Annotated in this window: 15 protein-coding genes and 1 pseudogene; 6 read left to right on the top strand and 10 right to left on the bottom strand. The window is 71.6% G+C overall.

What is annotated here, in order from left to right; all coding sequences use genetic code 11:
* Positions 1 to 203: 203 nt before the first annotated feature.
* The 4 genes from AHOG_RS23955 to AHOG_RS23975 all read right to left on the bottom strand — a co-directional run bounded on the left by AHOG_RS23955 (position 204) and on the right by AHOG_RS23975 (position 4,418).
* The gene (locus AHOG_RS23955; protein ID WP_211290488.1) at positions 204 to 473 is read right to left on the bottom strand and encodes a DUF397 domain-containing protein; all 270 of its coding nucleotides are present in this window, start codon (positions 471 to 473) and stop codon (positions 204 to 206) included.
* A 416-nt stretch (positions 474 to 889) separates the two neighbouring features.
* Positions 890 to 1,903 (bottom strand): ketol-acid reductoisomerase, encoded by a 1,014-nt coding sequence (gene ilvC / locus AHOG_RS23965; protein WP_093943341.1) that lies wholly within the window; start codon positions 1,901 to 1,903, stop codon positions 890 to 892.
* Positions 1,904 to 1,985: 82 nt separating this feature from the next.
* A complete protein-coding gene (gene ilvN, locus AHOG_RS23970; RefSeq protein ID WP_075742596.1) occupies positions 1,986 to 2,492 on the bottom strand; it encodes an acetolactate synthase small subunit in 507 nt (168 codons plus the stop codon).
* A gap of 186 nt (positions 2,493 to 2,678) precedes the next feature.
* Positions 2,679 to 4,418, bottom strand: coding sequence for an acetolactate synthase large subunit (locus tag AHOG_RS23975; protein ID WP_245857079.1), 1,740 nt, complete (start codon positions 4,416 to 4,418; stop codon positions 2,679 to 2,681).
* Positions 4,419 to 4,829: 411 nt separating this feature from the next.
* On the opposite strand from AHOG_RS23975, the gene AHOG_RS23980 reads away from it, so the two are divergent.
* Entirely contained in the window at positions 4,830 to 5,636 is an 807-nt protein-coding gene (locus AHOG_RS23980) for a PH domain-containing protein (RefSeq protein WP_093943343.1), read from the top strand.
* A 331-nt stretch (positions 5,637 to 5,967) separates the two neighbouring features.
* Positions 5,968 to 7,812, top strand: coding sequence for a dihydroxy-acid dehydratase (gene ilvD / locus AHOG_RS23985; RefSeq protein WP_093943344.1), 1,845 nt, complete (start codon positions 5,968 to 5,970; stop codon positions 7,810 to 7,812).
* Positions 7,813 to 7,906: 94 nt separating this feature from the next.
* Here ilvD and AHOG_RS23990 read toward each other — a convergent pair whose 3' ends face one another.
* Entirely contained in the window at positions 7,907 to 8,191 is a 285-nt protein-coding gene (locus tag AHOG_RS23990; RefSeq protein WP_093943345.1) for a hypothetical protein, read from the bottom strand.
* Here AHOG_RS23990 and AHOG_RS30385 point away from each other — a divergent pair.
* From AHOG_RS30385 to AHOG_RS30145, 3 genes and pseudogenes are all read left to right on the top strand, one after another.
* A pseudogene (locus AHOG_RS30385) lies at positions 8,147 to 8,335 on the top strand (hypothetical protein); the annotation flags it as partial. The gene AHOG_RS23990 and the pseudogene AHOG_RS30385 overlap by 45 nt on opposite strands.
* A 154-nt stretch (positions 8,336 to 8,489) precedes the next feature.
* Complete coding sequence (locus AHOG_RS29640; protein ID WP_184451091.1) at positions 8,490 to 9,098, top strand: DUF5753 domain-containing protein; 609 nt, start codon at positions 8,490 to 8,492, stop codon at positions 9,096 to 9,098.
* A 25-nt stretch (positions 9,099 to 9,123) separates the two neighbouring features.
* Positions 9,124 to 9,237: a hypothetical protein gene (locus AHOG_RS30145; RefSeq protein WP_245857080.1), complete on the top strand. Its 114-nt coding sequence runs from the start codon at positions 9,124 to 9,126 to the stop codon at positions 9,235 to 9,237.
* A 41-nt stretch (positions 9,238 to 9,278) separates the two neighbouring features.
* Here the strand turns inward: AHOG_RS30145 and AHOG_RS29645 are convergent, their stop codons facing one another.
* The 5 genes from AHOG_RS29645 to AHOG_RS24025 all read right to left on the bottom strand — a co-directional run bounded on the left by AHOG_RS29645 (position 9,279) and on the right by AHOG_RS24025 (position 17,302).
* Positions 9,279 to 11,402, bottom strand: a complete 2,124-nt coding sequence (locus AHOG_RS29645; protein WP_093943347.1) for a serine/threonine-protein kinase — start codon at positions 11,400 to 11,402, stop codon at positions 9,279 to 9,281.
* A gap of 734 nt (positions 11,403 to 12,136) precedes the next feature.
* Positions 12,137 to 14,242, bottom strand: a complete 2,106-nt coding sequence (locus AHOG_RS24010) for a serine/threonine-protein kinase (protein ID WP_093943348.1) — start codon at positions 14,240 to 14,242, stop codon at positions 12,137 to 12,139.
* A 285-nt stretch (positions 14,243 to 14,527) separates the two neighbouring features.
* Complete coding sequence (locus AHOG_RS30150) at positions 14,528 to 15,670, bottom strand: DoxX family protein (protein WP_245856418.1); 1,143 nt, start codon at positions 15,668 to 15,670, stop codon at positions 14,528 to 14,530.
* A gap of 100 nt (positions 15,671 to 15,770) precedes the next feature.
* Entirely contained in the window at positions 15,771 to 16,325 is a 555-nt protein-coding gene (locus AHOG_RS24020) for a DoxX family protein (RefSeq protein ID WP_157737021.1), read from the bottom strand.
* A gap of 62 nt (positions 16,326 to 16,387) precedes the next feature.
* Positions 16,388 to 17,302, bottom strand: coding sequence for a 2-hydroxyacid dehydrogenase (locus AHOG_RS24025; RefSeq protein ID WP_093943351.1), 915 nt, complete (start codon positions 17,300 to 17,302; stop codon positions 16,388 to 16,390).
* Positions 17,303 to 18,059: 757 nt separating this feature from the next.
* Between AHOG_RS24025 and AHOG_RS24030 the strand changes: the two genes are divergently transcribed.
* Positions 18,060 to 19,064 (top strand): alpha/beta fold hydrolase, encoded by a 1,005-nt coding sequence (locus AHOG_RS24030; RefSeq protein ID WP_093943352.1) that lies wholly within the window; start codon positions 18,060 to 18,062, stop codon positions 19,062 to 19,064.
* Positions 19,065 to 19,068 lie beyond the last annotated feature (4 nt).

Below are 19,068 nucleotides of genomic sequence, written 5' to 3' on the forward strand. Positions count from 1 at the left end.
ACGAGGCCCTCGCGCGAGAGGCCGCTTACCTGGCCTCGTCGACATCGGCGTCGAAGACGCCAGGCCCCTCGTGCGCGGAAGGCCGAGGCATCGGGCCGCCGTTCCTCACGGCGCGGGCCGCGTTGCCCGCGCGGCGCCGGGGACCACCCGAGACCCCGCTCGGCACCCCGGCATCGCGACGATCTATCCCGGTAGGCTCGGGCTCACCACGGCTCGTCGAACTCGCCGTCCTTGGCACCCTCCACGAAGGCGTCCCACTCGGCCTGTGTGAAGACGAGCACCGGCCCCTCGGGCTCGGCTCCGTTGCGCATCAGGATGTACTCCTCGACGAAGGCGATCTCGACGCCCTTCTGATCCTCGTCCTCCGTGCTGGTGATCCATTCGGCACTGGAGATGTCGAGGGTTCCTCTGATGTGCGCCTTGTCGTCGTAGATCGGCACCTCGTGTGCGGTCGACGCTGCCTCGTCACTCAATCTCTCTCCCCTGATTCGCCTGGGCCACGCTGCCGCGCGAACTGTCGTCACCTTGCGCGACGAACCGTATACCTCTGTGATCGGCGCCGGTGGCGGGGCCTTCGCAGGTCGAATCGCCGCGGACCGACCCGCGAACACCACGACGCGGCCGACGCGAGAGGAGACGCACGGCACCGTGATCTCGTCGCCCTCACTTACCAGACTCGGCGAAGGGGGCGCCATCGAAATCCGCCGTGACGGCCGTTCGCCGTCGAGCACGGGGCCGAACGGCCGGTCGAGCGGACTCCGTTCGGCCGCCGGGACGGGCATCGCCGCCTGCCGACGGCGGCTCCGGCGCTGGGCGGGAACCGCCGCCGAGGCAGGCGGTCGGCGCGGCACGGCGAGCACCGGACCACGCCGACGACGGGAGGACGAACTCAGGCGGTCTCGGTGATCGGCCGGTCCACCCAGGACATCAGGCCGCGCAGCTTCTTGCCGACCTCCTCGACCGGGTGCTCCTCGCCCTCCTTGCGCAGCTTCGTGAAGGTGGGGCGCCCCGCGTCCTCCTCGGCGATCAGCTCACGCGCGAAGGTGCCGTCCTGGATCTCGCCCAGGATCTTGCGCATCTCCTCCTTGACCGTCGGCGAGATGATGCGCGGTCCCCGGGTCAAATCGCCGAACTCGGCGGTGTCGGAGATCGAGTAGCGCATCCGAGCGATGCCGCCCTCGTAGAGCAGGTCCACGATGAGCTTCAGCTCGTGCAGCACCTCGAAGTAGGCCACCTCCGGCTGGTACCCGGCCTCGGTGAGGGTCTCGAACCCGTTCTGGATCAACGCGGTGGTGCCGCCGCACAACACGACCTGCTCGCCGAAGAGGTCGGTCTCCGTCTCCTCGGTGAAGGTCGTCTTGATCACGCCTGCCCGCGTGCCGCCGATGGCCTTGGCCCAGGACAGCGCCAGCGCCTGCGCGTTGCCGGTGGCGTCCTGTTCGACGGCGATCAGCGCGGGTACACCCTTGCCGTCGACGAACTGCCTGCGCACGAGGTGGCCGGGTCCCTTGGGCGCCACCATCGCGACGTCGACGTCGGCGGGCGGGGTGATCAGGCCGTACCGGATGTTCAGGCCGTGCCCGAAGAACAGCGCGTCGCCCTTCTTCAGGTTCGGCGCGATGTCCTCGGCGTAGATGGTCCGCTGCGCGGTGTCCGGCGCCAGGATCATGATCACGTCGGCCTCGGCGGCGGCCTCGGCGGTGGGCAGCACCCGCAGGCCCTCCTCCTCCGCCTTCGCCTTCGACTTCGAGCCCTCGGCGAGCCCGATGCGCACGTCGACGCCGGAGTCGCGCAGGCTCAGCGCGTGCGCGTGGCCCTGGCTGCCGTAGCCGATGACCGCGACCTTCCTGCCCTGGATCACGCTCAGGTCGGCGTCGTCGTCGTAGAAGATCTCGGCACTCATGTGTCTTTTCCTCATCTACTGGTGAGACTGGTCTTGAAGTGAATCTCTGCTCAGGCTCGCGCCTGTCGACGGCCGAGCGCGGTCAGCGGGCCGCCGAGACGGTGATCGATCGGGCGCCTCGTCCGACGGCGACCATCCCGGAGCGCACCATCTCCCTGATCCCATAGGGCTCCAGCATGCGCAGCAGGGCGTCGAGCTTGTCGGCCGTGCCGGTCGCCTCGATCGCGACCGCCTCCGGCGAGACGTCGACGACCTTGGCGCGGAACATCTGCACCGTCTCCAGCACCTGGCTGCGGACGGTGGCGTCCGCCCGCACCTTGACCAGCAGCAGTTCGCGCTGGACGGAGGCGTCCGGGTCGAGCTCCACGATCTTGATGACGTTCACGAGCTTGTTGAGCTGCTTGGTCACCTGTTCGAGCGGCAGTTCGTCGACGGCCACCACGATCGTCATCCTGGAGACGTCGGCGTGCTCGGTCTCGCCGACGGCGAGCGACTCGATGTTGAAGTTACGGCGGGAGAACAGCCCCGAGATCCGAGCCAGGACGCCCGGTTTGTTCTCCACCAGCACGCTGAGCGTGTGCCGACTCATGCGCTCCTGCTCCTGTCCTGATCGAACCGTCTCGGCTGCGAAGGCCGAGTCTTTGGTGCCGCCGAGGCCCGGTCGGGCGCCCGGTGGGGCGCCGTCGAGCCGGAGTCGGACGACGTCTCCCCGTCACCGACGTTCGCCCTCGGACCGGGCCGCCGACGGCAGGGTCGCGCCGGTCCGCGACCGCGGTCACTCGACGTCGTCGAAGACGGGGCGGATGCCCCGCGCGGCCTGGATCTCGTCGTTGCTGGTGCCGGAGGCCACCATCGGCCAGACCTGGGCGTCCTTGCCGACCACGAAGTCGATCACCACGGGTCGGTCGTCGACGGCCATCGCCTTGCGCACGACCTCGTCGACGTCCGCACGGCTCTCACAGCGCAGCCCGACACAGCCCAGTGCCTCGGCCAACAGCACGAAGTCGGGGATACGACGATGCGTGCCGAGGTCGGTGTTGGAGTACCTCGCCGAGTAGAAGAGGTTCTGCCACTGCCGGACCATGCCCAGGTTGCCGTTGTTGATGACGGCCACCTTGATCGGGATGCCCTCGATGGCACAGGTGGCCAGTTCCTGATTGGTCATCTGGAAGCAGCCGTCGCCGTCGATGGCCCACACCGGGGTGTCCGGTCTGCCCACCTGGGCGCCCATCGCGGCGGGAACCGCGAAACCCATGGTGCCGAGCCCGCCGGAGTTGATCCAGCTTCCCGGCTTCTCGTACTTGACGTACTGCGCGGCCCACATCTGATGCTGCCCGACGCCCGCGGTGTAGACGGCATCGGGTCCGACCAGGTCGCCGATCCGCTCGATGACGTACTGCGGCGACAACGAACCGTCGGCGGGCCACTCGTAGCCGAGGGGGAACGTCTCCCGCCAGCCCTGGACCTGAGCCAGCCACGATGCGGGCTCGGTGTGCTCGCCGCGCTCCAACTCCAGCCGCACCGCCGAGATCAGTTCGGCGATGACGTCCTTGCAGTCGCCCACGATCGGGACGTCGGCCCGCCGGTTCTTGGAGATCTCCGCCGGATCGATGTCGGCGTGGATCACCTGCGCCTCGGGCGCGAAGGTGGCGAGCTGGCCGGTGACGCGGTCGTCGAACCGCGCTCCGAGTGCGATCAGCAGGTCGGAGCGCTGCATCGCCGTCACGGCCGCGACCGTGCCGTGCATGCCCGGCATGCCGAGGTGCAACGGGTGGGAGTCGGGGAAGGCGCCCCTGGCCATCAGGGTGGTGACCACGGGGATCCGGGCCGCCTCCGCGAGTTCGCGCAGTTCCTCGACCGCCCCGGCCTTGAGCACTCCGCCGCCGACGTAGAGCACCGGTCTGCGCGCGCCCGCGATCATCCGGGCGGCCTCGCGGATCTGCTTGCCGTGCGGCCGGGCGGTCGGGCGGTAACCCGGCAGCCGCAGCTCCGGCGGCCAGGAGAACGAGGTGGTCTCCTGGAGCACGTCCTTGGGGATGTCGACGAGCACGGGCCCCGGCCTGCCCGTGGACGCCAGGTGGAAGGCCTCCGCGATGGTCCTCGGGATGTCGGCGGGGTCGGTGACCAGGAAGTTGTGCTTGGTGACGGGCTGGGTGATGCCGCAGATGTCGGCTTCCTGGAAGGCGTCGGTGCCGATCAGGCTCCTCGACTGCTGCCCGGTGATGGCGACCAGCGGAACGGAGTCCATGTTCGCGTCGGCGATCGGGGTGACGAGGTTGGTCGCACCCGGACCGGAGGTCGCCATGCACACGCCGACCTTGCCGGTGGCCTGTGCGTAGCCGGTGGCCGCGTGCCCGGCGCCCTGCTCGTGTCGCACCAGGATGTGGCGCACCTTCTCAGAGTCCAGCAGCGGATCGTAGGCGGGGAGGATGGTTCCGCCGGGAATGCCGAAGACGACCTCGCAGCCCACCGATTCGAGCGAGCGGACCAGGGCCTGTGCACCGGTCACCTGCACGGGGGCGCCGTGCGGCGGGGCGGGCTTCGGCCTGGCGTGATCGACGGGCGAGGGAACCGGGACTGGTTTCGAGGTTGCGCTGGTCATTCGATCTGCCTCGTGGGGTGTCGGTTGCGGGGCGGGCAACAAAAAACCCCCGGCGGCATAGAGCCGCTCAGGGGTTGGCGCGTCGACGCTGAAGGAGCCCTAGGCGTCGGCGCGCCAGGGAAGTACGAGAATGTTCGGGAGTCGCAGCACGCCGAGTACGGTAGCCGCCCCCACACGAAGGCGTCAACTCTACGGGATGAACTTCTCGAATACTGGACACGACCGGGTGACAGCGAATGGCATCACCGCAGGTAGATGCGGTAATGGCGGCGACTACGGACCGCGTCGGCCCGGACGGTGGACGTCGGTGCGAAAATCGGACACATGAGCGATACGACCGCGCGGCAGGCCCCCGACCAGCGGCAGCGAGAGCTCTTCCGCATCAGCCCGATCGCCTTGTTCGGCGCGGCCGCGCTCGCGTGGTGTGCGACACCTTTCGCCTTCGGCGCCCCGGGCCTCCAACTGATCTACCTCCTTCCGATCGGTCTCGCCTGGTGGGTGATCCGCCGCCGGACCACGGTCGACACGACGGGCATCCAGGTACGGGAGGTCTTCGGCGGCACCCGCGTCGACTGGTCGCAGGTCCGCGGGCTCCGACTGGGCAAGAAGTCGACCGTGCACGTCGTACGGGAGGAGGGCGCCGAGGTGCGGCTGCCGACCGTGCGGCCGCGTGACCTGCCGAGACTGGCCGCGCTCAGCGGCGGCCGTCTGCCCGATCTGACGGCCGCCGAGCAGGCGATCGCCGGTTCGGACGTCGAGTCGAGGACGGCCGACTCCACCGACCCGACGGCGTCCGACTCCTCGGGCTCGGAGTCCGATTCTCCGGCGCCCGATTCCTCGCAGCATGATCGGCCTGATTCTTCGCCGTCCGATTCTTCGGCTTCCGATTCTTCGCCGTCCGATTCTTCGGCGACCGATTTTCCGACGTCCGACTCTTCACAGCCCGATTCCTCGGCGTCCGATGCGCGGTCCGACTCGCAGGCCGCCGACTCGCAGGCCGCCGACTCGGCGACGACGACGCCCGCGACGGCCGACGCGGAACCGGACACGGGGTCCGCCACCCCGGACGCCACCACCGCCGCCGAGGCGGAGCGACCTGGGACGACGGACACCGGAACGCGCGCCGACTAGCACCCGAACCGGACCGTCGGGCCGGTCGAGGCCGCCGACCGATCGCGGCACCCTGCCCGCACCGACGCGCGCCACGGTGCGGACCACCTCCGACGCGGGTCCCCGGGGACGGCTCCACGCCCGGATCGCCGCAGGCGGCGGAGCCGTCGAGCGCCGGCACGCATGGCCACGCCGAGAGACACGTCTCTCACCAGCGCTTCCGGGTGCCCGCCGGGCCGGGGGTAGGCTCGGGTGCATCGCCGATCCCGGCGACCCTCACCAGGGTCTGGAGGCGATTCGCCGAACCCGTGGCGATTCTCGAAGCTCACCACCACGTCTCCTCGGAGCAGCCGTGCCTCAGCTACGTTCCCGCATCACGACCCACGGCCGTAACGCGACCGGCGCCCGCGCGCTGTGGCGCGCCACCGGCATGACCGACGGTGACTTCGGCAAGCCGATCGTGGCGATCGCCAACTCCTACACCCAGTTCGTGCCCGGTCACGTGCACCTTCGCGACCTCGGTGACGTCGTCGCAGGCGCCGTCCGGGAGGCGGGCGGGGTGCCGCGCGAGTTCCACACGATCGCGGTCGACGACGGCATCGCCATGGGACACAGCGGGATGCTCTACTCGCTGCCCTCCCGCGAGGTCATCGCCGACGCGGTGGAGTACATGGTCGAGGGCCACCAGGCCGACGCGCTCGTCTGCATCTCCAACTGCGACAAGATCACGCCGGGGATGCTCAACGCCGCGATGCGGCTGAACATCCCCACCGTGTTCGTCTCCGGCGGTCCGATGGAGGCGGGCAAGGCGGTGGTGGTCGACGGCGTCGCCCAGGCACCGACCGACCTGATCACCGCGATCTCCGCCTCGGCCAATCCGGGCGTCGACGAGAGCGGACTCAGCCAGGTCGAGCAGGCGGCCTGCCCCACCTGCGGCTCCTGCTCCGGCATGTTCACCGCGAACTCGATGAACTGCCTGACCGAGGCGCTGGGTCTGGCCCTGCCGGGCAACGGGTCGACGCTGGCCACGCACGCCGCCCGCCGGGAGCTGTTCCTCGCGGCGGGTCGCACGGTCGTCGAGATCGCGAAGCGCTGGTACGAGCAGGACGACGCCTCGGTGCTGCCGAGGTCGCTGGCGAACAAGGACGCCTTCGAGAACGCCATGGCGCTGGACATGGCGATGGGCGGCTCCACGAACACCGTGCTGCACGTCCTGGCCGCCGCCCAGGAGGGCGAGATCGACTTCACGCTCGCCGACATCGAGGCGATCAGCCGCCGTGTGCCGTGCCTGTCGAAGGTGTCGCCCAACTCGGACTACCACATGGAGGACGTGCACCGGGCGGGCGGCATTCCAGCCATCCTCGGCGAGCTGTACCGGGGCGGGATGCTGCACGAGGACGTCCGCGCGGTGCACAGCCCCTCGCTGCGCGACTGGCTGGCCGAGTGGGACGTCCGCGGCGGGGAGGCCTCCGAGGCGGCGGTCGAGCTCTTCCACGCCGCGCCGGGCGGCGTGCGGACCACGGAGGCGTTCTCCACGCGGAACCGCTGGTCGTCGCTGGACGTGGACGCCGAGGGCGGCTGCATCCGCGACGTCGCACACGCCTACACGGCCGACGGCGGCCTGGCGGTGCTGCGCGGGAACCTCGCCGTGGACGGCGCGGTCATCAAGACGGCGGGCATCGACGAGGAGCTGTGGCACTTCGAGGGCCCGGCGCGGGTGGTCGAGAGCCAGGAGCAGGCCGTCGAGGCGATCCTGAGCAAGACGATCCAGGCGGGCGAGGTGCTGGTCGTCCGCTACGAGGGCCCCTCCGGCGGGCCGGGGATGCAGGAGATGCTGCACCCGACGGCGTTCCTCAAGGGCACCGGGATGGGCAAGAAGTGCGCGCTGATCACCGACGGTCGGTTCTCCGGCGGTTCCTCGGGGATCTCGGTGGGGCACGTCTCCCCGGAGGCGGCCGACGGCGGGGACATCGGCCTGGTGCAGGACGGCGACCGGATCGTCATCGACGTCCGGGAACGGCGCCTGGAACTGCTGGTCGACCCGGCCGTGCTGGCGGAGCGCCGCGCGAAGATGGAGGCGAGCGAGCGGCCGTGGCAACCGGTGGACCGGCAGCGACACGTCTCCACAGCCCTGCGGGCCTACGCGAAGCTGGCCACCTCGGCCTCCACCGGCGCGGTGCGGGACGTCACCCGCTGACCACGCGGGCAGCCGATGTGACGAACGGGCAGGCGTGAGCGGTCTCGCCCCCGAAGACGACTTCGTGTACTCCGTAACGGGCACGCCGACGTGGTCACTCCAACCAGACGAGTTCGATTCGACGGCCCGCGCTCGTGCCGAGGCCGACCGAGTCCTCCGCCCGCCCCGACGTGGCGAAGAGGGTGCCGTCGGGATGGCGGAGCACGGACCTCGCCCCCATGGACAGCCCCCAGGCGGACACCACCGGGCCGTCGATGCCGTCCCGCAGCTCCCGCAATGCGAAGCGCCTCGGCTCGCGCACCCGCGTGAGCACCTCCTCCAGGTAGATGACCAGGTGGTCGGCTCTGGACGGCCGCCATCCACGCCTAGTCAGGGTCACCGACCATCGCCATCTGGGAACCGGGTCCGGCTACGTGAACGGCGCTGTCTTCTCGGCCTCGCCGCGACCGAGTCGGGCTGGCCGGCCCGCTGCACGCAAGCCCACGTCTCGGAGATCGAACGGGGCCGCACCCGAGCCACCGAGGACAAGCTGGCTCGTCTGATCACGGCATACGAGTCCGACGCCGACGAGACGGCCGAGTTGTGGAAGCTGCACGAACACGGCGGGCAACGCGGCTGGTGGAACAAGTACACCGGGATCTTCAGCAATGAGCTACCGCGGTTCTTCGGCTACGAGCATGGTGCGGAAGGGCGTCCGGACCTGCAGCGGCGGGCTGATTCCCGGTCTGTTGCAGACCGAGGAGTACATCCGCGCGGTCATCCGAGGTGCAGCGCCGAATTTTCGGTCGTCCGAGGAGGAGCTGCGCGTCACCGCCAGGATGACACGGCAGCAACGGCTCGCAGACGGTGATCCACTGCACCTGACCGCCGTGAACAGCGAGGCGGCCCTGCGCCAGTGCGTCGGCGGCATCGCCGTACTCGGTAGTCAGCTCGAACACCTGGTGACGCTCATGGAACGACATCCCGAGAACCTGGACGTTCGCATGATTCCCTTCACGGCGGGCAGCTTCGATGCGCTCGACGGTTCCGGCTTCTACCTGATCGGCTTCGCGAGCCCACGCCTACCGACGCTCGCCTGGCGGGAGACCGTCACGTCCACTTCTCTGATCGATCACACGATGACCGTCCGGGAGTACACTCTGGCCTGTCACCAGGCAGAGGAACGCTCGCTCGATCGTGAGGAGTCGCTTCGCCTGGTTTTCGGGACACCGCCAAGGAGTTGTCGTGAACGGCAGGTCTTCCAGCGGCCGGCCACACGAGGCACAGTGGATCAAGTCCACCCGTAGCGCGAACAACGGCCGCTGCGTCGAGATGTGCTCAAGCCCGGCGACCGTCGCCGTCCGCGACTCCAGGAACCCCGACCGCCGTCCTCGCCTTCCCCGCCCGACGTTCGACGCCGTCCTCACCGCCGTGATCGGCCGCTGAGGCTACCGCCGGGCACGAGCGCGGCCGCGCCGCCGTCGCCGTCAGCCCTGCTGGAGAACGCCCGCCCGATCCGGCTCGAAGCTCTGGTAACGCAGGGCGCCGTCCTCGGTCAACGTGAGCACCGTGCTCTCGGGCTCCACGCACTCGAAACCCTCGTTCACGGTGCCCTGGTCGGTCTCGGTGACGCTGACGCGATCCTGGGCCGCGCGTTCGAAGGTGAGCGTCGCCACGCAGCCGCCCGCAGGCCGCACATACTCACCGATCTCGTCGCCCGCCCCGCCCTCGGTCAGGGTGAGCACGACGTCCACCGCCTCGTCGTCCTCGTCCTCGTCCTCGCCCGCGGGCAGCACGCGTCCGGTCCATTCCCCCGCGAAGCCGGCGGGCAGGGCGTCGAGGGCCGTCGCGAAGGTCCCGGAGCGCCGAGGGTCGTCACTGGTGTACCGGATCGTCCCGTCGACCAGCAGGTCCAGGGTCGTCGTCTCCGGCTCCTCGCAGTCCTCGTCGTCCTTCTCGGTCTCCAGGTCGCGCTCGTGGAGCTCGAGTCGGGTGTCGGTGGCGGCGTCCAGGATCAACGCCGACGAGCAGCCGGAGACGTGCCGGGTGAAGGTGCCGACGCTGCCGCCGACGGTCCCGCCGGTCAGGCTGATGGTGGCGAACACCGACCGGGCGTCGCCGTCGGGGGACTCGATCAGCCCCGCCCAGTCACCGAGGAAGGCGGCGGCGACGTCGCCGACGGCGGTGTCGACGGGTTCGGTCCCGCCGCCGTCCTCCCCGTCCACCGCGGATCCGCCGCCGTCCACCGCCGACCCGTTGCCGGGCACCGCGTCCCCGCGCCGCTCGCGGGTGAGGAACACCGCGACCGCGGCGATCACGGCGATCAGGACCACCGCGGCGACGGCGACCCACGCCACGGTGCCTCGGCGGGTCCGACGCGGGCGCGGCTGCATCCGGTGGACCGCCGTGACCGGTCTGCCCGGCACCTGATGGAAACCGGACTGCGCTGAGGCCGTGTCCACGGGGAACGGCTGAAGGTGGGTGGGGACGGGCGGCCTGGGGCCCTGGGCCCCTGCCTCCGAGACGGGGTGCCCCGTCGGCGCGGGCAGACCGGACACCAGGGTGTGCGGCATGGGATTGGGACGTGGGGCCGCCACCCGAGATCGCGTCGTGGGGGCGTCCATCTCGTCCAGCTCGTCCGACGCGGGCGCCGAAGCGACGGGTGCCGCCTCCCCGGCGAGAGCGGCCGGGACCGGGCTGCCCTGGCCGGGGGTCGCGGGCGGCAGGTCGGCGCGCAGGGCACGCACCTGAGCCCGCTGGTCGGCGATCAGGTCCACGACGGGCATCGGTAACCAGGCGTCCCCGGTGTCGACCGGGCCGATCTGCGCGAGGAGGTCGTCCGGCGTGGGCCGGTCGGCAGGGTTCTTGGACAGGCAGGGCGCCACGATGGCCCGCACCGCCGCGGGCAGCGCCGACAGCTCCGGCTCCGCGTGCACGACCCGGTAGAGCAGCGCCGCCGAGGACGCCGTGCCGAAGGGGCCGGTGCCCGAGGCCGCGAAGCACAGGGTGGCACCGAGCGCGAAGACGTCCGAGGCCTGCGTGACGTCGTCGCCCTCGACCTGTTCCGGCGACAGGAATCCCGGCGAGCCGACCAGCATCCCGGTGGCGGTGAGGCCGCCGGTCGAGTCGGCGGCGCGGGTGATGCCGAAGTCGATGACGCGCGGACCGTCCTCGGTGAGCAGCACGTTGGCCGGGGTCAGATCGCGGTGGATCAGGTTGACCCGGTGCACCTCGCGCAGCGCGGCGGCCAGCCCGGCCGCGAGAGTGCGCACGGCGGACACCGGCAGCGGACCGGACTCGGCGACCGCGCCCCGCAATGAGGGACCCGGCACGTAGACGGTGGCCAGCCAGGGCACCTCCGCCTCCGCGTCGGCGTCCATCAGCGGGGCCGTATAGGCACCGCTGACCAGGCGGGCCGCCGCCACCTCCTGCCGGAACCGGCCTCGGAAAAGCGGGTCGGCGATGAGATGTCGATGGATCAGCTTGAGGGCCACCGTGCGCCCGTCGGAGGACAGCGCCAGGAACACCCGGCCCATCCCGCCTTCCCCGAGCCTGCCGAACAGGCGATACCGCTCGATCGTCCTCGGATCGTCCTCCGCCAAGGACTCCATGTCGCTCCCACCCTCGTCCCAGCTGATCGTGGACGGCCGTCGTCGACGTCGTCACACGCGGCGAACCGGCCGCGAAGGCCGGATCGTCAGTCTCGCCGGTCCCCCGACGCCGCCGGAATCCCCTCTACCGACGTCCGGACCCCGACGGTCGTTCCCCAACGCCCTCGCCCGTGCCTGGCGTTCTCCCGTACGACACCGATCATGCCTTCTCGGGGGGCCGCGGCCGGACGGCACCGGCGCTGTGGCCGCCCGGAGCGGCCGCCCCGGCGAAAGGAGACGCCGAAACGAGACCGGATCTCGACCTTCAGGGCGGTGTCACCGCTCGGACGGGTCGGGCGCGCCGTTCAGCCGACGTAGTCGTCGGGCCGGGTGACAGCCTCCGTCTCACCGATCGCTCATCCGTCGGCGGAGTCGCCGCCCGTCCCCTGCACCGTACTGGCGCCGCCGCGATCGACGAACGCGACGGCCGTCACCACGGCGACGGGCGACACGATGACGGCGGCATATCCGGCCGAGGTCACCGCGAGCCGAGGTCGTCCCCGCCCGGTCGGACCCGGTACCGGCCCCGAGTGCGGCGAGGCGCCTCCCTGCCCCGATACCGGTGTCATCGGTCCCGCGGTCCCGCCTCCCTCGTCGGACGACCCCCTCGTCCAGCCACGCCGAAGACGGCGGGGACGGCTGCCGACCCGACGCCTGCCGACGTTCGACGCGCGGAAAGCGTCGCCGGGGCGGCATCACTGCCGCACGAGCGAGCCGCTCAGCGCGGGGCCGGTGCCGTGATAACGCAGTGTCCCGTCGTCACCGACCAGCATGACTTCCCGTTCGGGCACGAGCGGGCAGCCCTCCCCCAAGCCCAAGACCCTGATCTGTTCGACGGTGATCCAGTCCGTTCCCCCGAAGACGATCCGAGAGGCGTGATGGCAGCCGTCGGCGAGTTCGACGTACACCTCGGCGTTGCCGAACGCCCCGCCGTGGATCTCGATCGTCGCGTCGACGGCCGTCTCGGCCGCGATGTCGGGATGTTCGACCCCGATGACGGACCCGGACCAGCGGCCCACCATCGTTTCGGGCACCTCTGCCCCTGCAGGCTGGAAGACCGCGACGCGGGGATCCTCGCCGGTGCTCTCGTATCGCATCGAACCGTCGTCCGCCAGGGTCAGCGTCGTCGTCTCCGGCTGGGCACAGAGGTGTCCCTCGGTCTGCACGGCCCGGTCGATCTCGGTGAGGATCGCGGCGTGCGTGGTCAGGGCCGTCAGTTCGAGATCCGCGGTGCAGCCGGACACGAAGCGCAGGAACTCGCCGACCACGTCACCGACCGCGCCCTGTGACACGCTCAGGCGCGCATAGGAACGAGCCCCCACACCGTCGGCAGGCTCCACGATCCCGGTCCACTCCCCCGCGAAACCCTCGGGCAGCCGGGCACCCGGAGGGAGTGTCTCGCCGGCGGGTTCCGGCGAATCGGTCGGCGACTCCGCGAGTTCACCGCTGGTCGGCTGTCCACCCGCCATGCCGTCGCCCACACCCGGATCACCGCGCTGGGTCGCCGCGACGAGGCTGACCACGATGACGGCCACCACGACGGCCAACGACGCGGCGATGACGGCGTACTTGGCCGACCTCGCCGAGTCGCGGCGTCGACGGGCGCCGGGCACGGCGGACTCCCGCTCCTGCTGCGGGTTCGCCGGACGACTCTGGCCGGAAGCCGGGCCGACTCCGGGTGCGACGGCGTTCGTGGGTCGGCCTTCCCACGGTGGCGTCCAGGAGTGCGGCAGCCGGGGATCGGCAGCAGGGTCCGCCGGGGCCCCGGCGGCGCGGCCGGCCGAGATGGGCGCACGGTCGACCCTGACTGTGGCGTCGGCGTCCTCGGCCGCCGGATCCGTGCCCTGCGAGCTCGTCTTCGTGGAGGTCGCTTCTCCAGGGCCCGCCTCCGCCTGCCCGTCCCGTAGTGCCCGAAGCCGGTCCTGCTGCCCTTCGACGAGCGCTCGTACTGCCTCGGGCAGCCACGAGGACCCGATGCGCACCGAGCCGAGGAGGTCCAACAGCTGTTCCGGGGTCGGCCGCGACTCCGGGCTTCTGGCCAGACACGGCTCGATGACCGGCCGCAATTCCGGCGGCAGCCCTCCCAGCAGCGGCTCGGTGTGCACCACGCGGTAGAGCAACGCCGCCGAGGAGACCTTGCCGAACGGTCCGGTCCCCGCCGCCGCGAAGAAGAGCGTGGCGCCGAGGGAGAAGACGTCGGAGGCGGGTGTGAGATCGCGGCCCTCGACATGTTCCGGAGACAGGAAGCCCGGCGAACCGATGATCAATCCGGTCCCGGTCAGCTCGGTGTCCGCGTCGATCGCCTTGGTGATCCCGAAATCGATGACCCGAGGCCCGTCATCGGTGAGCAGCACGTTGGCCGGAGTCAGATCACGGTGGATCAACCGCGCCCGGTGCACCTCCCGCAGCGCCGCCGCCAGACCCACCGCCAGTGTTCGAACGGAGGACACCGGCAGCGGGCCGTGGGTGCGGACGACCTCCCGCAGCGACGGACCGGGCACATACACCGTGACCAGCCACGGCAGCTCCGCCTCGGCGTCGGCGTCCATCACCGCCGCCGTGTAGGCGCCGCTCACCCGGCGGGCGGCGTCGACCTCCCGCCGGAACCGGCCGCGGAACATCGGATCGGCCACATGCTCGCGGTGGATGAGTTTGACGGCGACGACCCGGCCGTCCGGGGACAACGCCAGATAGACCCGTCCCATCCCGCCGGACCCGAGCCTGCCCACCAGTCGATGACGGCCGACGACCTGCGGATCGCCGGGTTCTAAGGGCTCCATGTTCTCCCTGGTCTCCTCCATCGAGGTCGTCGACGCTACCGAGACGACCGCGGGCACGGTGGATCGGCGCCGTGTGCCACGAGAACGACCGGGTACGAGCGAGTTCGCTGATCACACGCGGCGAATCTGGTGGCCGCCCGGCACCGACGGCCGGTGGGCCACGCGGCGGGGCGTCCGTGCGAGCCCGTCCCCCGATCGAGGAGGGCGGCGAATCCGGACAGCGACGACCTTACGTTCCCGGCCATGACCGCGGGCGCGGAACGGCACAAGCCGGATGGCGGGGAGTCGGTCACCGACGGTCGACGATCAGCGCAGGAGGAAGTAGACGGCCGCCCCGGCACCGGCCGCCACGACGAGACAGCTCACACCCGTGATGATCGGGCGCCGGTACCACGGCCTGCCGTTGTCCAGGGCGGCCCGGCCGGGTCCGGCGAAGATCAGGGCGGCGGCCAGGCCCGCCAGCACCGCCTCGAACTCGAACCCGCCGTCGGCGGTGAGGAAGAAGCCCTCGGCAAAGCGGAGGAGGATCACGTTGGCCATGATGGCGAGCAGGCCCGCCGCCGCGAGCGGAGTCGCGAGACCGAGGACGACCAGCGCCCCGCCCGCCAACTCGGTCACACCGGTCACCCAGGCGAGCAGCTCGGCCTGGTGGAAGCCCGACTGAGTCAGGTAGGCGGCGAAGCCGTCGATGCCCGGCCCGCCGAAGAGGCCGAAGACCTTCTGCGCGCCGTGTGCGAGGAAGACGCCGCCGAGGACCAGTCTGAGCAGCAGCAGACCGACGTCGGTGCCTGCGTTGGCGGGCAGGGCGGGTCGCCTGTTCCGGCCGTCCAACGGCTCCGGCTCGACGAGTGCCGCCCGGTCGACGGGCTCGGCGGGCTCGTCGTCGTAGTAGTAGTCGTCGTCATCGCTCTCGGCGGCGGGCAGGTCGTCGCGGTCGCGGGGGCGGGTGGCGGCTCGCTGACCGGCCCAGTCCCGGTCCTGATCCAGGTAGTCCCCGTCCTGATCCGGATCGTCCTCGTCCCAGCCGCTCTGTTCCCGAGCGCCGTGCTCGCCGTGACGGCGTGTCTCGTCACGGTGTCCGGCCCCGCCCCGGCCCCGACCCGCGTCGCGGTCCCAGTCCTGATTCCGGTCGATGTGTCTGCCCAGGTCGACGCCTGCCGGATACCCGCCGGGGTCGCCCGCCGCCTCGGAATAGCGGTCTTCGACGTAGTCGTCGACATCGGGTTCCGGCTCGTGACGGCGGGCCCGCTCCGCGCCGTGGTGCGATTCGACCATCGCGTGTCTGCCCACCCGCTGCGGTGGTGCGTAATCCTGATCCGGGCCCGCGCGGCCTGTCCCGGCGGCGACCCTCGCGGCGGCCGCGTCGAGCCCGAAGTGATCGTGATTCTCGGTGCGCCGCCTGCCGTACGGCCCGGCGGCTCCGCCTAATCCGTCGTCGGAGTTAGTCACGGCCGGCAGCGTAGAGCCACCAGTGCGGTGGAGGCGAGAGTCCGATGCCGATCGGTTCGAGCGGCGGGGCGGGCCCGCCTGCCGCGGCGGGCGCCCGCCGTCAGCGGAAGAGGAACAGCACCACCGCGGTGACGATGCCGCCGAGGACCAGGAAGACGATCGCGCTGCGCAACGGGAAGCGGAAATAGGGCCGACCGTTGTCCAGCGCGAACCGGCCCGGCCCGGCGAAGACCAGGGCGGCCGTCGTGGCGGCCAGCAGCAGTTCGAAGGCGAAACCGCCCGTGCCGGTCAGGAACAGACCCTCGTCGAATCGGAACACGACGGCCGCCACCGAGATCCCCAGCAGCGGTACGGCCGCCAACGCGGTCAGCAGGCCGATGATCACCAGCACTCCGGCGACGATCTCGACGACCGCTGTCATGGTCGCCAGCAGCCCGACCTGGGTGAACCCGAACCCGGTGAGGCTGTCGGCGAAGCCGTCGCGCCCCGGAGTCCCCGCCCAGCCGAAGAACTTCTCGGTGCCCGAGGCGATGAAGAAGCCGCCGACGACGAGCCGGAGCAGCAGCAGACCGATGGCGGGCCCCGGGTCGGTGCCCTCGTGGCCTGCCGAGCCGGGCATCGGACGGGTCTCTGAAGCGCCCAGGTTCGTCGTCACGCCTGACAGGATAATGCCCGGATCACCCCGACACCCCCGCCTCCCGACAAGTGATGTCCGATCTAGTACTCGCCGTGGACGAGGTTCTCCGGGTCGGCGCCGGAGGCGAACAGGCCTATCTGCCGTGCGGCGACGGCCCAGGCGCGATCCTGGCCGCCCCGTGTGCTGCCGCCGACGTGGGGCGTCAACAGGAGGCCGTCCACCGTCCACAGCGGATGGTCTTCCGGGAGCGGCTCCGGGTCGGTCACGTCCAGCGCGGCCCGCAGCCGCCCCGTGGTCAGCTCCGCCAGCAGCGCGTCGGTGTCGACGACCTGTCCTCGGGCGGCGTTGACCAGGATCGCCCGGTCGGGCATCGCCGCGAGGAAGTCCGCGTCCACCAGCCCGGTGGTCTCCGCCGTGAGCGGCACCATCACGACGACGACGTCATGCTCCGGGAGCAGACCGGGCAGCTCGTCGAGGCCGTGGACGCCGTCCCGCGCCGTGCGGGCCACGAACGTCGTACTCGCATCGGAGGCATTCAGCCTGCGACGCATCTCCCGTCCGAGATCGCCCGCGCCGAGGACCAGCACCCGCTTGCCCTGCAGGGTGTCGGTGCCGCGCTGATCCCAGCGACGCTCGAGCCGGGTGCGCTCGAAGGCCGGCAGCTCCCGATAGATCGCCAGGATCGCCGCCAGCGCCCACTCGGCGGTGCTGCCGCCGTGGGCGCCGCGCGCCGTGGAGATCCGCACCCCCGGCGGGGTGCGCGGCAGCCACGCCTCGGCCCCCGCCGAGAGCAGCTGAATGAGCCGCAGCCTGGGCAGGTTCTCGGCCAGCGCTCCCACCGCACCCGCCGAGAGGAACATCGGCACGAGGACCTCGGCCTCGGCGGCCTCGGCCGGGAACGGCTCCTCGGGCCGATACCGGACCGCCCGCACGTCGGGATTCCCGGCCAGCGCCTGCACACCCTGCTCATTGGGCACAAGAACGATCGTCGTCACCGGGCCACGGTAACCCGCGTCCGCTCGTCCCCCGGCCCGGCGACCGCCGATCAGCCGGAGTCGTCCCAGCACAGGCGGCTCCGGGCAGGCGGCGGTACGGGCGGGCCTCGCATGGCTCCTGCCTGCCGCGGGAGTCAGCCACCGGACAGCACGCGCTCCTCCTCGCACGGTCCCGTCGCCGTCGAGGCGACGTCCCCGGACGTCCGACAGCCCACGCGGGCACCCGGCCGCCGGAACAGCCGGCGCAGGAGATCGGCGCGGTGTCGTCCGAGTCGAACGCGTTGATCGACGACCACACCTCCGCCGGGAACACGCAGGCCGTTCCGCCGCTTCCCCAGACCGCCTGTCCCCTTCCCCGTTCACCTCAGCGCACCGCTTTCCAGCCCAGACCCCGGACCGGCCCGGCAACAGCCCGGCGCACCGCCGACGAGGCCGTCCCGTCTCGGCTCCCGACTGGCGGGAGCCATGCCGCCACGGCGCGCGGACCTCGGTCCCGCCGGGCCGCCGGGGCGACTCCGGCGCGACGCCCTCCGGTGGCAGGCGGCACTCGCGCGGCCGGACGGAGCGGCGGCACGGCCCACCGGCGATCCGCCCCTCGCGGTGTGCTCGGATCGGGCACGCGGCGCCTCCGGGCGTGCGACGCGGAGACACCGGCCATCCGGCGGGAGCGACGGCCGATGCACGAAGAAGAGCGAATTTCGGGTTCCGCGGCGCTTCCACCCGGCGCGGCGGCGCGTATGGGGCAGACTTCTCGGTGATGACGCGGGAAGGCAGCACGGTCTCCTCCGACGGCACCGCCCTGGTGAGCTGGCACGGCACGACGCCGGGCCCCCCGGTGCTGGTGTGCGGCGCGATCGGCGCGCCCGCGCAGGCCTGGCCCACGCTGACCGGGCCCGACGCGGGCGTGCACGCCCTCGGCTGGCACTACCGGGGCACCTTCGGCTCGGCGCGCCCGACCGATCCGAGCCGTATCGCGCTCGCCGACCACGTCGCCGACGCCCAGGCCGTCCTGGACGCCGCGGGCGTCGACAGCGCCTCGGTGATCGGCTGGTCGTCCGGGGCCACGGTCGCCGCCGAACTCGCCAGAAGCGCCCCCGAGCGGGTGAACGGCCTCATGCTGATCGCGGGACCGCCCGGCGACCTTCTCGCGACGATCCGCGGACCGTGGGGAGCCGTCGTCGACCTCGTCGCCGGGCTGACGAGCGGCGGGCCGGGCCCCGGTCCGTTTCGCGGCGGCGGACTGGTCAAGGGAGTCATGTCCGGCGGCCTCGACGTGCTGCGGCTGGCCGCTCCGCTGCTGGCCGCCGGCCTGCCGAGACTGCCGCCGAGGCCGCTCGGACAGCTTCTCCGACACAGCGGTCTGCTGCTGCCCGCGGGCGATCCCGCGCTGCTGGCCGAGGTGCTGCGTCCGTTTCTCCGGCTCGACTGGGCCTACTACTCGGAGCTGCTCCGCGCCGTCGGCTCGGTGCCGCCGCTGGACATCGCCGGGCTGCGCTGCCCGGTCACGGCGCTGGTGGGTCGCTACGACGTCGTGTCCGACGCCAGGGCGCTCACCGAGTCCCTCGGCAGGCTGCCGCAGGCACGGGTCCGCATCCTGCCCACCTCGCACTTCATCCCGCTGGAGGACCCGGCGGAGGTCGCCGCCGAGACGCTGCTGCTGGTGGAACGCGCCGCCGCCGTCCGCCGGGCTCTGGACGACGAATCCGACCGAGCGGCGGACGACTCGGGACCGCTCACCCATCGCTCACGACCCGGCGCCTAGGCTC

Origin of the sequence: Actinoalloteichus hoggarensis (assembly GCF_002234535.1) — a bacterium.
Lineage (GTDB): Bacteria > Actinomycetota > Actinomycetes > Mycobacteriales > Pseudonocardiaceae > Actinoalloteichus_A > Actinoalloteichus_A hoggarensis.